This is a genomic window from Aminobacter carboxidus, assembly GCF_014863355.1.
Taxonomy (GTDB): Bacteria; Pseudomonadota; Alphaproteobacteria; order Rhizobiales; family Rhizobiaceae; genus Aminobacter; species Aminobacter carboxidus.
Genome location: NZ_JACZEP010000001.1, coordinates 456,714 through 476,406, shown reverse-complemented (window position 1 = coordinate 476,406; position 19,693 = coordinate 456,714). Strand labels below are relative to the sequence as shown.

Annotated in this window: 17 protein-coding genes; 8 read left to right on the top strand and 9 right to left on the bottom strand. The window is 62.8% G+C overall.

Features of this window, described 5'->3' with window-relative positions; genetic code table 11:
* Window positions 1-393: 393 nt before the first annotated feature.
* Window positions 394-660 (bottom strand): SEL1-like repeat protein, encoded by a 267-nt coding sequence (locus tag IHE39_RS02210; protein ID WP_067964272.1) that lies wholly within the window; start codon window positions 658-660, stop codon window positions 394-396.
* Between the two features lie 438 nt (window positions 661-1,098).
* Between IHE39_RS02210 and IHE39_RS02205 the strand changes: the two genes are divergently transcribed.
* Complete coding sequence (locus tag IHE39_RS02205; protein ID WP_184769530.1) at window positions 1,099-1,440, top strand: DUF2147 domain-containing protein; 342 nt, start codon at window positions 1,099-1,101, stop codon at window positions 1,438-1,440.
* 98 nt (window positions 1,441-1,538) lie between these two features.
* On the opposite strand, the gene IHE39_RS02200 is transcribed toward IHE39_RS02205, so the two are convergent.
* Complete coding sequence (locus tag IHE39_RS02200; RefSeq protein ID WP_192565367.1) at window positions 1,539-2,261, bottom strand: glutathione S-transferase family protein; 723 nt, start codon at window positions 2,259-2,261, stop codon at window positions 1,539-1,541.
* Between the two features lie 341 nt (window positions 2,262-2,602).
* Here IHE39_RS02200 and IHE39_RS02195 point away from each other — a divergent pair, with 341 nt between their 5' ends.
* Window positions 2,603-2,797 (top strand): hypothetical protein, encoded by a 195-nt coding sequence (locus IHE39_RS02195; RefSeq protein WP_192565366.1) that lies wholly within the window; start codon window positions 2,603-2,605, stop codon window positions 2,795-2,797.
* Between the two features lie 64 nt (window positions 2,798-2,861).
* The gene (locus IHE39_RS02190) at window positions 2,862-4,364 is read left to right on the top strand and encodes an AMP nucleosidase (protein ID WP_184769282.1); all 1,503 of its coding nucleotides are present in this window, start codon (window positions 2,862-2,864) and stop codon (window positions 4,362-4,364) included.
* 26 nt (window positions 4,365-4,390) lie between these two features.
* On the opposite strand, the gene IHE39_RS02185 is transcribed toward IHE39_RS02190, so the two are convergent.
* Both IHE39_RS02185 and IHE39_RS02180 read right to left on the bottom strand, forming a co-directional pair.
* Window positions 4,391-5,551, bottom strand: a complete 1,161-nt coding sequence (locus tag IHE39_RS02185) for a hypothetical protein (protein ID WP_192565365.1) — start codon at window positions 5,549-5,551, stop codon at window positions 4,391-4,393.
* A gap of 128 nt (window positions 5,552-5,679) precedes the next feature.
* Window positions 5,680-6,282 (bottom strand): DUF922 domain-containing Zn-dependent protease, encoded by a 603-nt coding sequence (locus tag IHE39_RS02180; protein WP_192565364.1) that lies wholly within the window; start codon window positions 6,280-6,282, stop codon window positions 5,680-5,682.
* 226 nt (window positions 6,283-6,508) lie between these two features.
* Between IHE39_RS02180 and IHE39_RS02175 the strand changes: the two genes are divergently transcribed.
* Complete coding sequence (locus IHE39_RS02175) at window positions 6,509-7,543, top strand: endonuclease/exonuclease/phosphatase family protein (protein ID WP_246485363.1); 1,035 nt, start codon at window positions 6,509-6,511, stop codon at window positions 7,541-7,543.
* A gap of 67 nt (window positions 7,544-7,610) precedes the next feature.
* Here the strand turns inward: IHE39_RS02175 and IHE39_RS02170 are convergent, their stop codons facing one another.
* A complete protein-coding gene (locus IHE39_RS02170) occupies window positions 7,611-9,293 on the bottom strand; it encodes an electron transfer flavoprotein-ubiquinone oxidoreductase (protein ID WP_192565363.1) in 1,683 nt (560 codons plus the stop codon).
* A 265-nt stretch (window positions 9,294-9,558) separates the two neighbouring features.
* Between IHE39_RS02170 and IHE39_RS02165 the strand changes: the two genes are divergently transcribed.
* Together IHE39_RS02165 and IHE39_RS02160 are read left to right on the top strand one after the other, a co-directional pair.
* Entirely contained in the window at window positions 9,559-10,200 is a 642-nt protein-coding gene (locus tag IHE39_RS02165; RefSeq protein ID WP_343070049.1) for a hypothetical protein, read from the top strand.
* 36 nt (window positions 10,201-10,236) lie between these two features.
* Complete coding sequence (locus tag IHE39_RS02160; RefSeq protein ID WP_192565362.1) at window positions 10,237-11,109, top strand: uracil-DNA glycosylase; 873 nt, start codon at window positions 10,237-10,239, stop codon at window positions 11,107-11,109.
* Between the two features lie 11 nt (window positions 11,110-11,120).
* Here the strand turns inward: IHE39_RS02160 and IHE39_RS02155 are convergent, their stop codons facing one another.
* Entirely contained in the window at window positions 11,121-11,525 is a 405-nt protein-coding gene (locus IHE39_RS02155; RefSeq protein WP_184769287.1) for a hypothetical protein, read from the bottom strand.
* A 136-nt stretch (window positions 11,526-11,661) separates the two neighbouring features.
* Between IHE39_RS02155 and IHE39_RS02150 the strand changes: the two genes are divergently transcribed.
* A complete protein-coding gene (locus IHE39_RS02150) occupies window positions 11,662-12,456 on the top strand; it encodes a helix-turn-helix domain-containing protein (protein ID WP_184769288.1) in 795 nt (264 codons plus the stop codon).
* On the opposite strand, the gene IHE39_RS02145 is transcribed toward IHE39_RS02150, so the two are convergent.
* The 3 genes from IHE39_RS02145 to IHE39_RS02135 all read right to left on the bottom strand — a co-directional run bounded on the left by IHE39_RS02145 (window position 12,434) and on the right by IHE39_RS02135 (window position 16,775).
* The gene (locus IHE39_RS02145) at window positions 12,434-13,435 is read right to left on the bottom strand and encodes a Stealth CR1 domain-containing protein (protein ID WP_192565361.1); all 1,002 of its coding nucleotides are present in this window, start codon (window positions 13,433-13,435) and stop codon (window positions 12,434-12,436) included. The genes IHE39_RS02150 and IHE39_RS02145 overlap by 23 nt on opposite strands.
* Window positions 13,436-13,521: 86 nt before the next feature.
* The gene (locus IHE39_RS02140; protein WP_343070048.1) at window positions 13,522-14,469 is read right to left on the bottom strand and encodes a DMT family transporter; all 948 of its coding nucleotides are present in this window, start codon (window positions 14,467-14,469) and stop codon (window positions 13,522-13,524) included.
* Window positions 14,466-16,775: a xanthine dehydrogenase family protein molybdopterin-binding subunit gene (locus tag IHE39_RS02135; protein WP_192565360.1), complete on the bottom strand. Its 2,310-nt coding sequence runs from the start codon at window positions 16,773-16,775 to the stop codon at window positions 14,466-14,468. Before IHE39_RS02135 ends, IHE39_RS02140 begins: the two co-directional genes overlap by 4 nt.
* A gap of 149 nt (window positions 16,776-16,924) precedes the next feature.
* Here IHE39_RS02135 and pepN point away from each other — a divergent pair, with 149 nt between their 5' ends.
* Window positions 16,925-19,570, top strand: a complete 2,646-nt coding sequence (pepN, locus tag IHE39_RS02130) for an aminopeptidase N (RefSeq protein WP_184769291.1) — start codon at window positions 16,925-16,927, stop codon at window positions 19,568-19,570.
* Window positions 19,571-19,693 lie beyond the last annotated feature (123 nt).

The window sequence follows — 19,693 nt, the reverse complement described above, 5'->3', positions numbered from 1 at the left end:
AGCAAGAGTATGAGCGTAGTCGAACTGCGAAGCAAATATCTGCGCATGCCACCCCCCCAATTTTCGGATTTTGCCAAGCAAAGATAGCATGCTTCAGCAAAGACGAAAAAGCCGCGCCGATCTTATGGTGATCGGTCGCGGCTTTTGTCATGGAAAACACCGCGAGCATCTTCGGCCCGTCGGACATTCGCCTGCCCTGTCTAACTCGGTCTGTCTCGTTCAGGGGACATGCTGGAGGCCATGTCCTTGTCGCGCCTGGCTTGTCCTTCAAACCGTCGCGTTGTTATTGTTGGAGGCTTCCGTGCCGGCGTCCTCGGTCTTGCCCCGGAAGCAGTTCTTGTGGTGGCGCATGATCCTTTCCGAAAATCCAAAACGATTTTCGGGGTCATGCACTCAGTGCATCGTCATCCATTCGCGCGCTTCGCGCAGTGCCTTGACGATGTCGAGCTTGGACATCGTGCCGGAGAGCTCCGAGCGCAGTGCCGCGGCGCGGGCCGAACCCTTGATCGCAGCGATGTTGAACCACTTGTGCGCGGCAACGACGTCGACTTCGCAATCGCGGCCGGTCGCATACATCATGCCCAACTCGAGAAGAATGTCGGCCTGAGCGGTGGTTCCCATCGCGCCGAAGCCAGCGTCAAAGATTTCGAAACGTGCCATTTTCTTATCCCCTGCCTGTCTCCTGAGAGCCGCTCCGCTGGTGTCCCGGAGCTGCTCTTTCGATGCTTCCGAGGATGCCGTGGAGCCTTGAATCCGTCGTTAAACGGTGTGCTTAACTCGAAGAAAACAAACTGAAAACAAAGGGTAAAGCTCGGAATTCATTAAGGATAGGAGTCCTTGGGCCGGCTGGGATTTCAAGAAAATGCGATGAAAATTCTACTGTCGGGAGATAAGTCTTTGATAACCACGCGAAGCATTGACCGACTGCGACAGATGAACTTTGCCGCTCCGATGGCGCGTCTTGAGGGTCTTAAAAAGGCTGAAAACTTCCCTGGCGGCACCACTTTCGTTTTGCCGGCAGCTGCATTACGCTTACGTTTGCGTAAACGTCAGGCAGGGAGAGTGCCTGTGACCAACGTTTCAACCGGGAGGACTTCAATGCTTCGCAAGATGAGCCTGGCCATCGCGGCCACCCTGATGATGGCCGGCGCTGCTTATGCCGATCCGATCGAGGGCAACTGGAAGACAGAAGCCGGCTCGACCGCCGCGATCACAACCTGCGGCGGCAGCTTCTGCATCACGCTGAAGGACGGCAAGCACGCCGGCAAGAAGATCGGCACATTCAATGCCAATGGCGGCACCTATGCCGGCAAGATCACCGACCCTGCCAATGACAAGACCTATACCGGCAAGGCTTCAGTGGCCGGTTCGACGCTCAAGATGAGCGGCTGCGTGCTCGGCGGCCTGATCTGCAAAACGCAGAACTGGAAAAAGCTGTAAGCGAATAGCGAATAGCGAATAGCGAATAGCGAATAGACGGCTCGCAACGACCCTGGCGGTCAAGAGCCCCTCATCGCTATTCGCTATGCCCGTTTGCCTTATGCCCTCGCCCGTTGCCCGAACAGCACCTTCTGGGCTTCCTTGTCGTCGGCGAGATTGCGGCGATGGTCTTCGCCGACCGACAGGCCGCGGATGACTGCCGGACGGGCCAGAAGCGTGTCGAACCAGCGCTTGAGATGCGGGAAGTCTTCCAGCTCCTGGCCCTGGTTCTTGTAGGGCTTGACCCAGCCAAGCGAAGCGATGTCGGCGATCGAATAGTCGCCGGCAAGGAACTCGCGATCGGCAAGGCGCTTGTTCATCACCCCATAGAGCCGATTGACCTCGTTGGTGTAGCGGTCGATGCCATAGGCGATCTTCTCCGGCGCGTACTGCCGGAAATGATGGGCCTGGCCGGCCATCGGGCCGAGGCCGCCAACCTGCCAGAACAGCCACTGATCGACCTCGGCGCGGCCACGCTCGTCGGCTGGGTAAAGCTTGCCGAACTTGCGGCCGAGATATTGCAGGATGGCGCCGGATTCGAAGATCGAGATCGGCGCGCCGCCCCACTTGCCGTCCGATGTCGGCCCTTCGGGGTCGATGATCGCCGGCATGCGGTTGTTGGGGGCGATCTTGAGGAATGACGGCTCGAACTGCTCACCCTTGCCGATGTTGATGTATTTGACCGTGTAGGGAACGCCAAGTTCCTCCAGCATGATCGAAATCTTCCAGCCATTGGGCGTGGGCCAGTAATAGAGTTCGATCGGCAATGTCTGACTGGTCATTCCGCAGTCTCCGTTGGTGAGCGATGCTCTGGAGATATGCGCGGCAGGGCGAAACACAACCCTGAAGACACATTAAGGCCTGTCAATAAATTTGAACCGAAGATGAACGGAGGTCTCAGAACCCGTTCAGTCGCAGCTTGGCATAGTCCGATCCATTGAAGGGGAAGACACCAATGCTCGCTCGCCGGTTCACCATCGTCTGTCTGCTGAGTGCCCTGTTCGGGATCATGTTCGCAACGCTGGTCGCCGAGACCAGCCGCCCGGCGCGGTCCTGGGAACAACCTGCAAACCGCCACTGACCAAATAACGAAACACCCAAAACCCAAAGAGAAGCAACGCCAATGACCCGCACCGCAACCCAGATCATAAAGACGCTCCGGCTTCTGCCGCGCGCCACCATGATCCTGATGGTTCTCGCCGCTCCGGTGCTGGCCGTTCCGCAGCTTCGCGCCGACAACGGTTCGACGATCGAAGCACCTGCCGCCCGCAAGAGCGGCGTCGGCTTCGTGCTCCTGGTCAGCCTGCAGCGCAGCTGAGAGATTTGAAAGAGGCGCAGCGCGACCCTCTCGCAGCCGTCATGATTGATCTCTATAATAGGTCATGGAAAAGCGAATCTATCCTCAACCCATCGAATCGATCTCTTCACCGCTGCCGTTTCCACGGCAAAGCTTTACTGATGCTGGCAAGGCGGTTGCTGCCTTGCAGGCCCTTTACGACCGCAACACGGCCTTCCTGCGCGAGGCCTTCGCCTCGCTCGCGGCCGGTGCCGACACCAATGTGCGCTTCCGCGCCTTCTATCCCGAAGTCGGCGTCACCACGACATCCTACTCCCAGGTCGACTCCCGCCAGGCCTACGGCCACATGCCGACGCCGGGACATTTCTCGACGACGATCACCCGGCCGGACCTGTTCCAGAGCTACCTGACCGAGCAGCTCAAGCTGATCATGCGCAACCACGGCGGCCCGGTGACGGTTTCGGAATCGACGACGCCGATCCCGCTGCATTTCGCCTTCCTCGAGGGCACCCATGTCGATGGTGCCGCCGCAGACCGCATCCAGCGGCCGATCCGCGACCTGTTCGACGTGCCGGACCTCGATGGCACCGACGACCACATCGCCAATGGCACGTTCGAGATCATGCCGGGCGAGTCGAGGCCGCTGGCGCCGTTCACCGCCCAGCGCATCGACTATTCGCTGCACCGGCTGGCGCATTACACGGCAACCACGCCGCATCACTTCCAGAACTTCGTCCTGTTCACCAACTACCAGTTCTACATCGATGAGTTCGTGGTGCTGGCCCGCGACCTGATGGCCAAGGGCGGCGGCGGCTACACCGAGTTCGTCGAGCCGGGCGGCGTGGTGACCAAGGCGGGCGACACGGCACCGTCCGAAGGCACCCCCGCGGCACGCTTGCCGCAGATGCCGGCCTATCACCTGAAGAAGCCGGGTCATGCCGGCATCACCATGGTCAATATCGGCGTCGGCCCGTCCAACGCCAAGACCATCACCGACCATATCGCCGTGCTCAGGCCGCATGCCTGGCTGATGCTTGGCCACTGCGCCGGCCTGCGCAACACGCAGGCGCTCGGCGACTATGTGCTGGCCCACGCCTATGTGCGCGAAGACCACGTGCTCGACGACGACCTGCCGGTGTGGATTCCGATCCCGCCGCTGGCCGAGGTGCAGGTGGCGTTGCAGGAGGCGGTCGCCGAGGTGACGGGGCTTTCCGGCTACGACCTCAAGCGCATCATGCGCACGGGAACGGTCGCCACCATCGACAACCGCAACTGGGAACTGCGTGACCAGCGCGGGCCGGTGCAGCGGCTGTCGCAGTCACGCGCGATTGCGCTCGACATGGAATCGGCGACGATCGCCGCCAACGGCTTCCGCTTCCGTGTGCCTTACGGCACCTTGCTGTGCGTGTCCGACAAGCCGCTGCATGGCGAACTGAAGCTGCCTGGCATGGCGACCGAGTTCTACAAGCGGCAGGTGGCGCAGCATCTGACCATCGGCATCCGTGCGCTGGAAAAGCTCGCCGAGATGCCCAATGAGCGGCTGCATTCGCGCAAGCTGCGCAGCTTCGCCGAGACCGCGTTCCAGTAAGCTGCGGCGGACCGGCCGGCCTCAGGCTAGTGCTTGCGGCCGAAAACGGCGTTGCGGCGGGTGAACCCACCGCCAAAGCGCGGCGGCGATCCCGGCGACGCGTCGTCCGGCCCGCCCTCGCCTTTTCGATAGAGCTGCAGGCTGTTGCCCACGGCTTTCGCCGCGCGCTCCTTCTGCTCCCAGTCGGCGACAAGTTCGCGCCGCCTGTCCTTGTCCGCCTCGACCGAGGCGGCGACGCTTCGCATGCCGCCGGGAACGAGCGTACGGGTCTCGTGTTCCATCGTGGTGTAGCTGTGTTGCCGGGAGAAGCGCAGGGTCAGCGCGTAGCTCGGCTCGCGCATTCCGATTGGATGCTGTTCAGCGGCCAGATGCCTGACGCGATAGGAATAGTCGCCGTTTTCGGGCCCGAACGTCTCATCGTGAGGGACGATATAGCCGTTGGGCACCAGCGCAACGCGCATGAACGCCAGCACGGCTTCGTAGAGATCGACCCACGGAATGGGCGCGGGAGCGACATAGATTTCACGGCCGATATAGTCGGCACCGCCCAGGGTCAGCACGCCGGCCGGCGTCTCACTGAAACCCGGCACCGGCTTGCCGGCGAAAAGCTTGGGATGAACAGTCAGCATGCTTGGCTGCTGCTGGTTCAGAAACGCCGTGAACTGCTCGCCGGCAATAAGCATGTTGCTCTGGGTCCAGTGGATGACGCTGGCAGGCTGCACCTTGAGCAGATGACGGCAGACCTCGCCGAGGATCTCGACGCGCATGTTGAACTCGCGAAGCGTCGCACCGGGCCGCTGCATGCCGATCTGGTTGAAGAACCCTGCAATCTCGGGCTTGTCGGTCACGCCTCCCATGACGCCATGGTGGACTTCGACAAGGACATGCGCCGTGTGCCGGCGCACGCGCTCCCTGGCGTCGGGCATCAGCAGCGTCGTCACGGCGGACCCAAGGGTCGGGGCGAACACCGCCACATCAGCCGCACGCGCAAAGTAGGTAACCAGGATCCGGAACTCGCCAGGCCCCGCTATCAGGACGAAGTTGCGGTCTTCCTGGACGACCTTGAGCGGCAGTTGCTTGTTGAGCATCTCCATGCGGAACGCATTGAGATGCAGTGACGGATGGATCTCGTCGCCGCCCTCGTAGAGGATCGCTGCCTGGATGTTGTTGGTGTACCTGCCGGTCATGGTTGCACCTCGCGTCAAGGCAACGGTGCCATTTGGCCGCAAAAGCAAGGTTAACTTCCAGCACAACCACAAGCGGTGGTTAAAAATCCCCTTGCTTCAGCTCGAACTCCAGCGCTTGCGGACGCCGGCTACTGGCCGTTGACGAAGGACAGGATCAGGCGATGGACGTTGCCGCCGTCGTTGAGCTCGACACGGTCGAAGTCGCTGCTTTGCTGACGCTGTGCCAGGGACGCCTCCGAAAGTGGCTTGATCATCTCCTGCCTGATCTTCTTGCAGCCGGGATCGCCCGCCACCGACAGGCCGATCGTGGTCCGCTCGATGGTCGCGACCATGTCCTTGATCATCTGGCCATGCACCAGCTCGTGGCGGCGGACGCCCTCGTAAAAGACGTCCCAGCGCTGCTTGAGCCCATCAGGCAAGCGTGAGGCCGGCTTGGGCAAGGTGTAGGTGATGATGAGCTTTGGCTTGGCCGAGACCAGCGTGCAGGTGCCGCCTTGCGGCACGTAGTTGCGCTGCCAGGTGAGCTTGAAGTTGGTGTGCGCGATGGCGCGGCCGATGCCGGCCTTGGGGCCGCGCTCACCGATCGAGGCGTAGAGCTCGGGGGCCGAGGTCCCGGAGATAGCGTAGGTCTTGACCTGCTCGACGACCTGTCCTTCGGCGTTCGCGGCAAGCGGGGCGATGGCGATCAGTGCCGCGCATGCCCGCAGCCAACGATGGGCGGTTGATTTCATTCGATACTCCGCAAGGCCGATGCAGTTGCGCACGAAGAGCGCGCAACACGCCCATTTCCGCGCCATCGGTCTCACGAGTCGCGCGGCATTTCAACCTCCGGTCATGGCTGCAGCCATGCTGCACGGCGGCGCCGACAGAGCTTTCCAGCAAAGCGCAAGCGGCCCATAATCGATCATCCCGTGATCGATCATCAAGGGGCCGCATTTGTTGCTACATGAAAGCAGAATGACGACGTCTTACAGATTGGGCAGGATCGCCTGCTTCCTGGCGATGATGCTTTTGTCGGTGCCGCTGGTTGCCGGGTTCTTCGGTGCCTGGCATCCCGCGCTCGACTCGTTCGCGCATTTCAGGGTCCATCTTGCGGTGGCGATGATGCTGGCAGCTCTGCCGCTGCTGCTCACGTCGCTGCGCTGGCAGGCGGTTGCCGCGCTGGCATTTGGCGCCGCCGCCCTCTCCACCACCTCAAGTTCGCTGCCGCTTCCGGGCCTCGGGCCGGTGCATGCCGCGTTCCAGCCGCGCGCCGAAGGCAGGCCTGTCTACAAGATGCTGCAGATGAACCTGCGCTTCAAGAACACCGAGCCTGAGAAGGTGCTGTCGCTGGTTGGGCGCTGGCAACCCGATGTCATCACCTTCCAGGAGGTGTCGGCGATGTGGGAAGGCAAGCTGCAGCCGCTGTTCGCACGCTACCCCTACCGCATGATGTGCCCCTATCCGAACGGCATCTTCGGCGTGGCGATCCTGTCGCGGCGGCCATTTGCCGAAGGCAGCGAGCCGCAATGTTTCGGCGAAGGTGCGCTTGCCGTCGCCAGGGTCGACTTCGGCGGCCGCGCCAGCGACATCGTTTCCATCCATCTGGGCTGGCCCTGGCCGTTCGAGCAATCGCAGCAGATTGGCGAGCTGAGCGGCAATCTCGCAGCGCTTGGCCAGAACGCCATCCTGGGCGGCGACTTCAATGCCACGCCATGGAGCGCTGCCGTGGCCCGCGTTACCAGGATCGGCGGGCTGACGCTGATGCCGGCCGCCGGACGCACCTGGCTGACCTTCATGCTGCCCGACTTCATGCGCTTCGCTGGCCTTACAATCGACCATGTCATGGCCAAGGGCGACGTCCTGGTGCATTCGGTGGCGATGGGCGAGGACGCCGGTTCTGACCACCGGCCGCTGCTGGTCGAGTTCTCGTTCCGCGACACGGCCACCCACCCGGAAGACAGCGCAACAGAGACGGTGGCGACCGAAAGCGCATCGGCGCCCCACAGCTAAAAAAGGCCCGGAAATTACGAGATTTCCGGGCCTTTTCGTTTGTCAGCCAGAGGCCAGACGGCCGCGATCACATGTTGGGATAGACCGGACCTTCGCCACCCTGCGGCGGCACCCAGTTGATGTTCTGGTTGGGGTCCTTGATGTCGCAGGTCTTGCAGTGGACGCAGTTCTGCGCGTTGATGACGAACTTCGCGTCGGCATGGCCGGGATCGTTGGCGATCGAATTGCCGTCGGCGTCGACCCACTCATAGACGCCAGCCGGGCAGTAGCGTGACGACGGGCCAGCGAAGATTTCGTACTCCGAACGCTTCTGCAGATCCATGTCCTTGACCTGGAGGTGGACCGGCTGGTCTTCCTCGTGGTTGGTGTTGGACAGGAACACCGACGACAGGCGGTCGAAGGTCAAAACGCCGTCGGGCCTGGGGTAGTCGATCTTCTTGTGCTTCGCCGCCGGCTCCAGCGACTCGGCGTCCGTCTTGCCATGCTTCAGCGTGCCGAAGGGCGAGACGCCAAACAGCGTGTTGAGCCACATGTCGAGGCCGCCGAGGCCGACACCCAGGATGGTGCCGAAGCGCGACCACAGCGGCTTGACGTTGCGGACCTTCTTCAGGTCCTTGCCGATATCTGTCGAGCGCCAGGCGGCTTCGTAGGAGGCAAGCTCGTCATTGGCGCGGCCGGCGCCGATGGCCTCAGCCACATGCTCAGCGGCAAGCATGCCCGACAGCACCGCGTTGTGCGAACCCTTGATGCGGGGAACATTGACCAGGCCGGCCGAGCAGCCCATCAAGACGCCACCGGGGAACGACAGCTTCGGCACCGACTGGTAGCCACCCTCGGTAATGGCGCGCGCGCCGTAGGACAGGCGCTTGGCGCCGTCGAAGGTGTGGCGGATCGCCGGATGCGTCTTGAAACGCTGGAATTCCTCGAACGGCGCCAGATACGGGTTCTTGTAGTTGAGGTGAACGACGAAGCCGACAGCTACCATGTTGTCTTCGAGGTGGTAGAGGAACGATCCGCCACCGGTATTGAAGCCGAGCGGCCAGCCGAAGGAGTGCTGGACGAGGCCAGGCTTGTGATGTTCTGGCGCGACCTGCCACAGTTCCTTGAGGCCGATGCCGAACTTCTGCGGCTCCTTGCCGGCGCCGAGATCGTATTTGGCGATCAGTTGCTTGGCGAGCGAGCCGCGCGCGCCCTCGCCGATCAGCACATACTTGCCCATCAGCGCCATGCCGGGCGCGAAGGACGGACCATGCGAGCCATCGCGCTCGACGCCCATGTCGCCGGTGTAGACGCCGGTGACAGCACCTTCATCATTGTAGATGAGGCCGGCGGCGGCGAAGCCGGGATAGATCTCTACGCCAAGCGCTTCGGCCTTCGTCGCCAGCCAGCGGCAGACATTGCCGAGCGAGACGATGTAGTTGCCGTGGTTGCTCATCAACGGCGGCATGGCGAAGTTGGGCAGCTTGACGGAACCTGCCGGGCCGAGGATCAGGAAATGATCGTCGGTGACGGGCGTCTTGAACGGATGATCGCTGTCCGCGCGCCAGTCGGGCAGCAGGCGGTCGATACCGATCGGATCGACGACCGCGCCTGAAAGGATGTGGGCGCCGACCTCGCCGCCCTTTTCGAGCACGACGACGGAGAGTTCAGGATTGACCTGCTTGAGCCGGATCGCCGCAGCCAGACCTGCCGGGCCGGCGCCGACGATCACAACGTCGAATTCCATGCTCTCGCGTTCGATATCGCTCATCAATCCCTCCGCGTTGGCTGGCCCTGTCCCAAGGGCAATCTGTAGCTAGCTAGGCGCTGCATAGCGCATCGTTGGCAAACGTCAAACGGACCAATCCGCACATCGGCTGTTTGGTCTAATGATGCTCCTCCAAGCAATGAATTATCTTACGTTAACGTAAAGGTCAAAAGATTTCACCTTTCAGCTGTGCGTTATGGCCCGTACTGTCACAAAACAGGTGTTGTTCAACAACCTATTCGTCCATTGATTCTACATGCGCCAACACGTGCCTTGCAGGACCGGACTGGAGCGCTTTCACCCCAAACGCCACATCCTGGCTGGGGCTGCCCTTCTTATTGCGACATGCCTTGTCAGCGAAGGTCGCTCGCAGGAGACTGAGGCCGATCAAAAGGTCTGGAATGCCGGCGCCTACTCGTTTTCCGACGAACTCGGCGGCTTCAAAATCACCGGCGTTTCGGGAACCGGCACGAGGGACGACCCCTTCGTGGTCAAGGAGGAGCTGGAATCGGCGACGCCGGTGACACTGACCATTCGCACGATCCGGCCGATCCGCCCCTTCGACAATTCGGGGCTTTACGCCAATGGCATCATGTTCATGCGCATCGAGGCGCTGAACAACAGCGGCCAGGCCTGGGTCGAGTTCGAGTTCGAATTGCAGGAGCAAGAGGGCCAGGCCAGCGTGTTCGGCGACGGGCTATCCTTCGACCAACGCCGCACCGACAACGTCAACATTTCCTCCAGCAACTTCGCGCAGTACAGCCGCGACTTCGAACCCTATGACCGGCTGCGCTACATCGACGGCAAGGTCGACCCGCTCGCCATGACGGGTTTCAACTTCCTGGTCACCGACTACACACCACGCTGGCGCTTTTATCTGGTGCAGGACCCGCGCATTCCCTCCTCGTGAACTTGCAAATCGACGGCGTAACGCCGAAACTGCGGCATGGCCTCAATTTCGGGAAACGCCTCCATTTCGGGAAACGAATTTCCGGATCTGCGCGATCTGCTCGCCTTCTATGCGGCGGCGGGCGTCGACGACGCGCTTGTCGATGATCCGATCGACCGGTTTGCCGAAAGCGCGCAACGGCAGGCGGCACCGGCACAGCAGGCCGCATCGGCTGGAGAGGCACCGCGCGCCGGTGCGGACAGGTCGGCCCCGGCTGCTCCACCACGTCCCGCGGCAGTTGCCGCCGTGCCCGACGAGGTCCAGGCAGCAGCGGCACGCGAGCTTGCATCCAAGGCAACGTCACTCGACGAACTCAAGCAAATCATGGAAGGGTTCGACGGCTGCAACCTCAAGGCCACGGCCAAGAGCATGGTCTTTGCCGACGGCAACCCGGAGGCCGACCTGATGCTGGTGGGCGAAGCGCCAGGCCGTGACGAGGACCTCGAAGGGTTGCCATTTGTCGGCCGCTCCGGCCAGTTGCTCGACCGCATCCTTGCGGCCATCGGTCTCGACCGGAAGTCGGCCTACATCGCCAACGTGATTCCGTGGCGCCCGCCTGGCAACCGCACACCGACACCGCATGAAACGGAAATCTGCCGGCCCTTCGTCGAACGTCAGATCGCGCTGGCCAAACCCAAGGTGCTGGTGACGCTCGGTGGGCCCTCGGCCAAACTGCTTGTCGGCTCGCAGGATGGAATTCTAAGGCTGCGCGGCAGTTGGAAGAGCCATGTGACAGCGGACGGCACGGTCATTCCGGTGATGCCGACGCTGCATCCGGCGTATCTGCTGAGAAATCCCGCCCACAAGAAACTTGCGTGGCGGGACTTCCTGGAGGTCAAGGCGAAGCTGCGGGAACTGGGCAGTATCTAGCCCAGCGTCGCTCAGGCCGCGGATGCCACGGAGGCGGCGCGGCGGATGGCGATGAACTGCAACTCTGCGAAGACCGCGACCGCCAGTGCCTGGGCTGCGACGAAGGCGATGCCGAGCGCATTCGGCGCGACCACGCCACTGAGCAGCAGGCCGAAGCTGCCGATGACCCACACAACGTTGATGGCAATGATGTCGATCATCATCAGCTTCGACACGCTCGGACGCCGGGCGATGACCACCAGCATGGCGACGAAGGGCACCAAAGCCAGGCCAGCCCAGAACAGCAGTTCAGCCGGCAGTTCGAGCAGCGGCGAGAGCAGTGGCGCGCCGAGCATCATCAAGATGCCAGCCGCGCCGCTGATCAGCGCATCGGCGTTGAGAACGTTGCGGACGAAGGGGGTGACGGCGATGGACATGACTGAAGCTCCTGGTTCGGTTGCTGGAGGCAGTCTGCAACCGCCTTCCTGAAACCGAACATCACACCACGCTTGGGCCAAAGCGATTACGCTGGAGGTAATAGCAATCAGAGCTCCGCCCGCATAATGTAACTGCATGACAACGACACAAAATTCGGTAGGCGACCTCATCCGCGAATGGCGCACCAGACGCCGCATGAGCCAGCTCGATCTCGCCATGGAAGCCGAAATCTCGCAGCGGCACCTGAGTTTCATGGAGAGCGGGCGCTCGGCACCTTCGCGCGACATGGTGCTTCATCTCGCCGAGCAGCTGGAGATCCCGCTGCGCCAGCGCAACCAGATGCTGCTGGCCGCCGGATACGCGCCGAGCTTCAGCGAAAAGCCGCTCGACCACCCCTCGCTCGCGCCGGCCATGGAGGCGGTGCGGATGGTGCTCAAGGGGCATGAGCCCTACCCCGCGATCGCGGTCGACCGGCACTGGAACCTGATCGAGGGCAACGCGGCACTCGGCCCCATGCTCACCGGGGTGGATGCCTCGTTGCTCGAGCCGCCGGTCAATGTGCTCAGGCTCAGCCTGCATCCCAAGGGCGTGGCGCCACGCATCGTCAACCTTCATGAATGGCGCTCGCATCTGCTCGAGCGGCTGAAACACCAGAACGACACGGCAGGCGATCCGGTGCTGAAGGCACTGGAGCAGGAGTTGCTGAGCTATCCCGACGGGCCGCGAACCGGGCGCCCGATGCAGGCCGACCCGCTGGCAATCGCCCATCCGCTGCGGCTGCGCGTGGGTGATGATGTGCTGTCCTTCATCAGCACGATCACCGTGTTCGGCACGCCGCTCGACGTGACCTTGTCGGAAATCGCCATCGAGTCGTTTTTCCCGGCCGACGAAGAGACGGCAGCACGGCTCAGGTGCCTGGCCGTTCAGTAGGTTCAAGCCCGATCGCGCGACGATCCTTTTCGAACGGCGCCGGCTCTGGAAAGATCGCCCCCAGGGCCGCCTGCATCTCCAAAGCCCTCACCGCAGCGCGTGCATCGTCGTCGATCTCGTCATTGAGGCAGAAGAAGGCTGGCGGCTGCCTGACCAGTTGTGCCAGCGACCGGCTGAACGCATCGTCGTCCCTGACGGCAATGACATGTTCGCAGGTGAGTTTCACTTGCAGCGCGCCATCTGGTCGGCCGCGATCACGCTCGGGAACGGCATTGATGTAGAGCACCCGCGCCAGCGCGTCCGTTCGCTGGCGAAAACGATGCCGCGCCGTACGATGCAGCCAGAAGCCAAATTTGGCGTTCAGCCAGGCCAGTCTGTCGAGCTCCAGCAACAGCGGCAGATGCGGCGGATAGGACCATCGCCGGCGGCGAAACGCGCAACACAGCAGCAGATTGTTGAAGGCAAGCGTATGCCTGTAGCGGTCGGCCCGCAGCCGAAACCTTGGCAGCCTTGCCGACATGACATGAAGGCGGGGATTGCCATCGGGCGTGATGAATTCTTCCCGGGCCACCGTCTGGCCAACGAAGAAGTCGTCGTTGAACAGCAAAAAGCGGCTGGCGACACCTACTCTGCCGATCCTGTGAAGATTGGCTTCGATGGCGCTGGAACTGAAGACCGGCAGGCTTGAAGGATCAGCGAAGAAATCCGCATGCCTGACGAGATTGATGCTGGGATGATCCAGATCGAGCCATGGCGGCACCTGGCCGTTGGTGACCAGGTGGATGGTCCGGACCCACGGCATGTGGAAATGGATCGAACGCAGCGCATAACGCAGCTCGCCGTTCTCGCGAAATCGATAGGGTGCGGGCCTGAGCCAGGGCAGCCTCGGCCAGCGGCGCAACAGGCTGTCGCGATGGGCAGGGTCGCTGCCGTCGACCCACGGCATGACGACATCGATCGGGTCGGAAAATTCGCTCAAGACAATGCCTCGCCCTTCGACCGAAAACCGGTCGCCTCAGATCATTTTGAGGAGCGGGCAGGCTCCAGATGCACGGCCACAGTCGCCTATTGCGGTGACGATGCCTTCTTGGCGGCCTGGATTTCCAGGCCAAGGCGCTGTTCGCGCCAGATAATGAAAATGCCGGCGCCGATGACGATGGCACCGCCGATGAGCGTGTGGATCGTCGGCAGATCACCGAAGACGAGATAGCCGACGACGATACCTAGGAGCAAGGAGGTATATTCGAAGGGCGCGACTGTCGACGCCTCGGCATGGCGGTATGCCTCGGTCATGAACAGCTGGGCGATGCCGCCGCAGAAACCACCGGTGACGAGCAGCGCCGTCTGCTCCCACGTCAGCGACTGCCAGCCGAATGGGATGCTGATGAGGGACATGACACTTGCGGTCAGCGAAAACCACAGCACAATCGTCGCAGTGCGTTCCGTATGGACGAGGTTGCGCACCAGGAGCATGGCGACAGCCGAAAGTGCGGCACCGGCCAGGGCAGCTACCACGCCCATCGCCGCCCTGTCGCTCATGCCTGCGCCCGAAGTGAACAAGGTGAGGTTCGGCCAGGAAACGATGAGTACGCCCAGGAGGCCGACGGCGACCGCCGTCCACCTGTAGGAGCGGACATTCTCGCCAAGGAAGATGGCGCTGAAGACGACGACAAGCAGCGGCTGGGCATAATTCAGCGTGATCGCCTCGGGCAGCGGCAGCTGCGTCAGCGCAAAGAAGCCGAAGCCCATGGCCGTGACGCCGGCAAGCCCGCGCATGATGTGCCCGAACGGCCGCGTGGTGACGACCGCCGTGCGCAACTCACCGCGGACGGCGAGGAAGACGAGGATCGGAAAGATGGCAAAGAAGGACCGGTAGAACACGATCTGGCCGGCGGGCACCTGACCGGCCAGCTTGATGGCCGTCGACATGCCGACGAAGATCGCCACTGATATGACCTTGAGCGCGATACCCGTAAGCGGCGACGAAGCCGCCTGAACCACGTTTTGCTTCACTGCTGCCGTGCCGCCTCTATCGCTGCCCAGATGCGCAACGGCGTCGCGGGCATTTCAATGTGGGTGATGCCGTAGGCGCGGTAAAGCGCGTCGGTCACCGCGTTAAGCGCCGCCGGCGTCGCGCCGATGGTGCCCGCCTCGCCCGCGCCCTTCATGCCCATGGCATTGGTGGTCGAGGGCACGTTGCGCGTCTCGAAATGAAAGGACGGCACGCTGTCGGCGCGCGGCATGGTGTAGTCCATGAAGCTCGCCGTCAGCAGCTGGCCGTCCTCGCTATAGACCGCCTCTTCCTGCAACGCCTGGCCGATGCCCTGCACGACACCGCCATGAACCTGGCCGGCAAGCAGGATCGGGTTCACGGTCGCGCCGAAATCGTCGACGATGGTGTAGGCGATCACCTCTGTCGTGCCGGTCTCCGGGTCGATCTCGACTTCGCAGATGTGGGTGCCGTTGGGATAGGTCGCTTCGTCCTGAACAAATTCGCCCATCGCCTTGAGATCATCAGGATTTTTCGCCGCCGCATGGAGGTCGGCGAAAGTCATCGCGCGGTCAGTGCCGACGATGCGCGCCTCGCCATTGCCGAGTTCGATGTCGGCGGCGGCGGCCTCAAGTTCGTCGGCTGCGATCTTCTTCAGCTTGTCGGCAAGGGCGGCACCCGCGCGAGAGGCAGAGACGCCACCGAGCGGGATCGAGCGCGACCCGCCGGTACCGCCGCCCTTGGCAAGCTGGTCGGTGTCGCCCTGGTGGACACTGATGCTGGCGATGTCGAGATTGAGCTTTTCCGAGACGAACTGGGCGTAGGCCGTCGCATGGCCCTGGCCGTTGGACTGGGTGCCGATGAACACCGAGACGGTACCGTCGGCATTGAGTTCGACCCGCGCCGGCTCGGAGCCGGCAAAGGCGCAGGCTTCGATATAGGTCGCCATGCCGATGCCGCGGATTTTTCCCCTCGTCTTCGCCTCCACAAGGCGGTCGGGAAAGCTCGTCCAGCCGGCACGTTCCATCGACAGATCCATATGGGCCTGGAACTCACCGACATCGTAGAGCCGACCTGTCTGAGTGCGGTACGGGAACTGTTCGGGGCGAATGAAGTTGCGGCGGCGGATTTCGTCGACCGACAGGCCGAGGTCGCGGGCGCAGGCATCGGCCAGCTTCTCGACCAAAAGGGCTGCTTCCGGTCGCCCCGCGCCACGGTAGGCATCGACAGGACAGGTGTTGGTGTAGGCGCCCAGGATCGTCACATCGAGTGCCTGGATGTCATAGACGCCGGTCGACATGCTGGCGCCGATATGGGCGATGGCGGGGCCATATTGCGAGACATAGGCGCCAAGATTGGAGATCAGTTCGACGCGCAGGCCCAAAAACCGGCCGTTCTTGTCCATCGCCATCTCGGCCGTGACGACATTGTCACGCCCTTGGGCATCGGTGAGGAAATGCTCGGTGCGGTCACTGGCCCATTTGACCGGCTGGCCAAGCCGCTTGGCGGCCTCCAGCACCAGCGCGTGTTCGCGGTAGACGAAGGCCTTGGTGCCAAAGCCGCCACCGACGTCGGGCGTGATGACGCGCAGCTTGTCGGCACTGACGCCAAAGACCTGGCCGGTCAGCACGGTGCGCATCGAATGCACGCCTTGCGAGCCGGTGGTCAGCACGAAACGGTCTTCGTCATTGCGCCACTCGCCTATCGCCGAGCGCGGCTCCATGTAGTTGCAGATCAGGCGGTTGTTGATGAACTCGACGCGGGTGACGTGATCGGCCTTGGCAAAGGCGCTGTCGGTCTTCGCCTTGTCGCCGAGATGATAGGTGAAGGCGCGGTTGGTGCCGAGTTCCGGCCACACCAGCGGTGCCGCGTCGTCGAGCGCGGTCGCGGTATTGGCGGCGGCGTCCTCGCCGTCATAGTCGACCTCGATCAGTTCGGCGGCGTCCTGAGCCAGCGCGCGGCTGTCGGCGACGACGAAGGCAACGGCATCGCCGACATAGTGGACCCGGTCACGGCACAAGATCGGAATGTCGCGGGTCGGCGCACGCGTGCCGTCCGGCTGCTTCTGCATGACCGTCGACTTGAGATCGCCGAGATGAGCGACGTCGGCACCTGAGAGCACCAGCCGCACGCCTGGTGCTGCGCGGGCATCATCGAGGGAGCCGATCTCGAAGCTGGCCTTGGCGACGGGCGAGCGCAAGACAAAGCCGTGGAGCTGCGAGGCGGCTGCGATGTCGTCGGTGTAGCGGCCCGTGCCGGTGATGAAGGCACCGTCCTCGACGCGCAATACGGACGCGCCCATTCCGAATTTCGGCGTGACGATTGTCATATCTGCCTCGTGAGGATTGGTGGGGAGCGCAGCGAATGTGCGGTCCTGAACAGTTTTGCCGAGGGGGCGTTTCGTGTAAAGAGCAGCGGCCGCATATTTATTCTACCAGCCTGCGGCCAGCATCCGGAAGTCGACAGGAAGGCCATCACATGCGCACTGACACTGGACAGGTGTTTCGTCTCGAAGACTACCGGCCCAGCGACTACCTGATCCCGAGAACCGAACTCGACTTCCGGCTCGGCGAAGACAGCACCAAGGTGGTGGCGCGGCTGACGATCGAGCGGCGCGCCGGTGTCGACAAGCCAGTGCAGCTCGAGCTCGATGGCGACGGCCTGACGATGCGCCGCATCGAGGTCGATGGCGAAGCACTCGACGCAGCCGACTTCGACGCGACGCCTGACCGGTTGGTCATCCACACGCCACCAGCGTCGGGCCGCTTCACGCTTCTGATCGAAACCGAGCTGGCGCCCTCGCGCAACGAGGCGCTGATGGGCCTCTACCGTTCCAGCAATGTCTACTGCACGCAATGCGAGGCCGAGGGCTTCCGCCGCATCACCTATTTCCTCGACAGACCCGATGTCTTGTCGGTCTACACGGTACGAATGGAGGCGCTGCGCACCGAGGCGCCGCTGCTGCTCTCCAACGGCAACCCGGTCGAGCATGGCGACCTCGAAGACGGCTGGCATTACGCCGTCTGGCACGACCCCTTCCCCAAGCCGTCCTATCTGTTTGCACTGGTCGCCGGCGATCTCGGCTGCATCAAGGACCGTTTCGTCACCGCCTCGGGCAAGGAGGTGGAACTGGGGATCTATGTCGAGCATGGCAAGGAAAACCAGGCCGGCTACGCCATGGACTCGCTACGCCGTTCGATGAAGTGGGACGAGGAGGTGTTCGGCTGCGAATACGACCTCGACGTGTTCAACATCGTCGCGGTGTCCGATTTCAACATGGGGGCGATGGAGAACAAAGGTCTCAACATCTTCAACGACAAGTACGTGCTTGCTGATGAAGAGACCGCGACGGATGCCGATTTTGCCAATATCGAGGCGATCATCGCGCATGAGTATTTCCACAATTGGACTGGCAACAGAATCACTTGCCGCGACTGGTTCCAGCTCTGCCTCAAGGAAGGGCTGACGGTTTTCCGCGACCATGAATTCTCCGCCGACCAGCGTTCGCGGCCGGTCAAGCGTATCGCCGAGGTGCGCACGTTGCGAGCGCATCAGTTCCCCGAGGACCAGGGGCCGCTTGCCCATCCGGTCCGCCCCAGGCGCTATCGCGAGATCAACAACTTCTACACGCCGACCGTCTACGAAAAGGGTTCGGAGGTGGTGCGCATGATCCGCACCATCCTGGGCGCGGAGACGTTCCGACGTGGCATGGATCTGTATCTCGAGCGCCATGACGGTGATGCCGCGACAATCGAGGATTTCGTCAAGGTGTTCGAGGAGGTTTCGGACCGCGACCTGTCGCAATTCGCGCTCTGGTACCATCAGGCCGGAACGCCCAATCTGAGCGTGACGACACGGCACAGCCCCGCGACCGCCGAATTCATCATCGAGGTCGAGCAGTCGGTGCCGCCGACGCCGTCGGAAAGCCGCAAGCGGCTGATGCACATCCCGCTCGCCTTCGGCCTTGTCGGTGCGGACGGCAAGGACATGGGGTTCGAAGGCGCCGAGGGCGCGACTGTCGAGGACGGCGTGATCCACGTCCGCAAGCGCAAGCATGTGGTGACGTTCTCAGGCGTCACTGAGCGGCCGGTGCTGTCGCTCAATCGCGGCTTCTCCGCCCCGATCACGCTGAGCATCGAGCAGCGGCCGGAAGACCAGATCTTCCTTGCCTCCCATGACAGCGACGCATTCTCGCGCTGGCAGGCTTTCAACACGCTTTTGACCGACGCCATCATCGCGGCGTTCAGGAACATCCTCGGCGGCAAGCAGCCGGCATTCGGCACTGATCTGACGCGACTGACCGGACGCATTGCCGTCGACGCCACGCTCGAGCATGCGTTCCGCGCACTGGCGCTCGCCCTGCCTGGCGAAGCCGATGTTGCCCGCGAGATCGGCAAGAACATCGACCCCGACGCCATCTTCGCCGGGCGCGAGGCACTGGCGCGCTCCATCGCTGAGGCCAATGGCGGAGTCTTTGCGCAGCTTTACGACGATTTGCTGATGTCCGGGCCGTTCTCGCCTGATGCCGCGAGTGCCGGACGGAGGGCGCTGCGCAACACGCTGCTCGACTATCTCGCGATGCTGCCTGATGGTGCGCAGCGCGCGGCAGCGCATTTCGCTTCTGCCACCAACATGACCGACCGCGCCGCGGCCCTTGCCGTTCTGGCGCATCGCCATGCCGGAAGCGAAGAAGCGAAGGCCGCGCTCGCCGAATTCGACAAGCGTTACCGCAGCGACCCGCTGGTCATGGACAAGTGGTTCATGATCCAGGCGACGGCGCCAGGAACGGGAGCGGTGGATGCGGTGCGGGCGCTGACCGAGCACCCGGCCTTCTCGATCGCCAACCCCAACCGGGTGCGTTCGCTGATCGGCGGCTTTGCCAGCGCCAACCAGACCGGCTTCCATCGCGCCGATGGCGCCGGCTACACCTTCTTCACCGAGACGGTGCTGACGGTGGAAAAGCGGAATCCGCAAGTCGCGGCACGGCTCGCCACCGCACTCCGGTCGTGGCGGTCGCTTGAGCCGAAACGCCAGGCCAAGGCGCGTGATGCGTTGCTGACGATGCAGGCCAAGGAAGGCCTGTCTGCCGACCTGCGCGACATCATCGAACGCACGCTGGCCTGATCGAGCCGGCCTGACCCGGCCACGACATGTCATCCAATAGGCGGCAGCACCTGAAATGCAGGGCACTGCCGCTTTTGCATGACGCGCGATACGCCGCAGCCGAATAGGCAGACTTTTAGCCGA

Coding starts and splice junctions, on each gene's coding strand:
- IHE39_RS02180 (WP_192565364.1), bottom strand. CDS start 6,282: ATGAAATCAACCGCCCATCGTTGGCTGCGGGCATGCGCGGCACTGATC.
- IHE39_RS02150 (WP_184769288.1), top strand. CDS start 11,662: ATGACAACGACACAAAATTCGGTAGGCGACCTCATCCGCGAATGGCGC.
- IHE39_RS02195 (WP_192565366.1), top strand. CDS start 2,603: ATGACCCGCACCGCAACCCAGATCATAAAGACGCTCCGGCTTCTGCCG.
- pepN (WP_184769291.1), top strand. CDS start 16,925: ATGCGCACTGACACTGGACAGGTGTTTCGTCTCGAAGACTACCGGCCC.
- IHE39_RS02190 (WP_184769282.1), top strand. CDS start 2,862: ATGGAAAAGCGAATCTATCCTCAACCCATCGAATCGATCTCTTCACCG.
- IHE39_RS02205 (WP_184769530.1), top strand. CDS start 1,099: ATGCTTCGCAAGATGAGCCTGGCCATCGCGGCCACCCTGATGATGGCC.
- IHE39_RS02175 (WP_246485363.1), top strand. CDS start 6,509: ATGACGACGTCTTACAGATTGGGCAGGATCGCCTGCTTCCTGGCGATG.
- IHE39_RS02160 (WP_192565362.1), top strand. CDS start 10,237: ATGGCCTCAATTTCGGGAAACGCCTCCATTTCGGGAAACGAATTTCCG.
- IHE39_RS02200 (WP_192565367.1), bottom strand. CDS start 2,261: ATGACCAGTCAGACATTGCCGATCGAACTCTATTACTGGCCCACGCCC.
- IHE39_RS02155 (WP_184769287.1), bottom strand. CDS start 11,525: ATGTCCATCGCCGTCACCCCCTTCGTCCGCAACGTTCTCAACGCCGAT.
- IHE39_RS02210 (WP_067964272.1), bottom strand. CDS start 660: ATGGCACGTTTCGAAATCTTTGACGCTGGCTTCGGCGCGATGGGAACC.
- IHE39_RS02185 (WP_192565365.1), bottom strand. CDS start 5,551: ATGACCGGCAGGTACACCAACAACATCCAGGCAGCGATCCTCTACGAG.
- IHE39_RS02170 (WP_192565363.1), bottom strand. CDS start 9,293: ATGAGCGATATCGAACGCGAGAGCATGGAATTCGACGTTGTGATCGTC.
- IHE39_RS02135 (WP_192565360.1), bottom strand. CDS start 16,775: ATGACAATCGTCACGCCGAAATTCGGAATGGGCGCGTCCGTATTGCGC.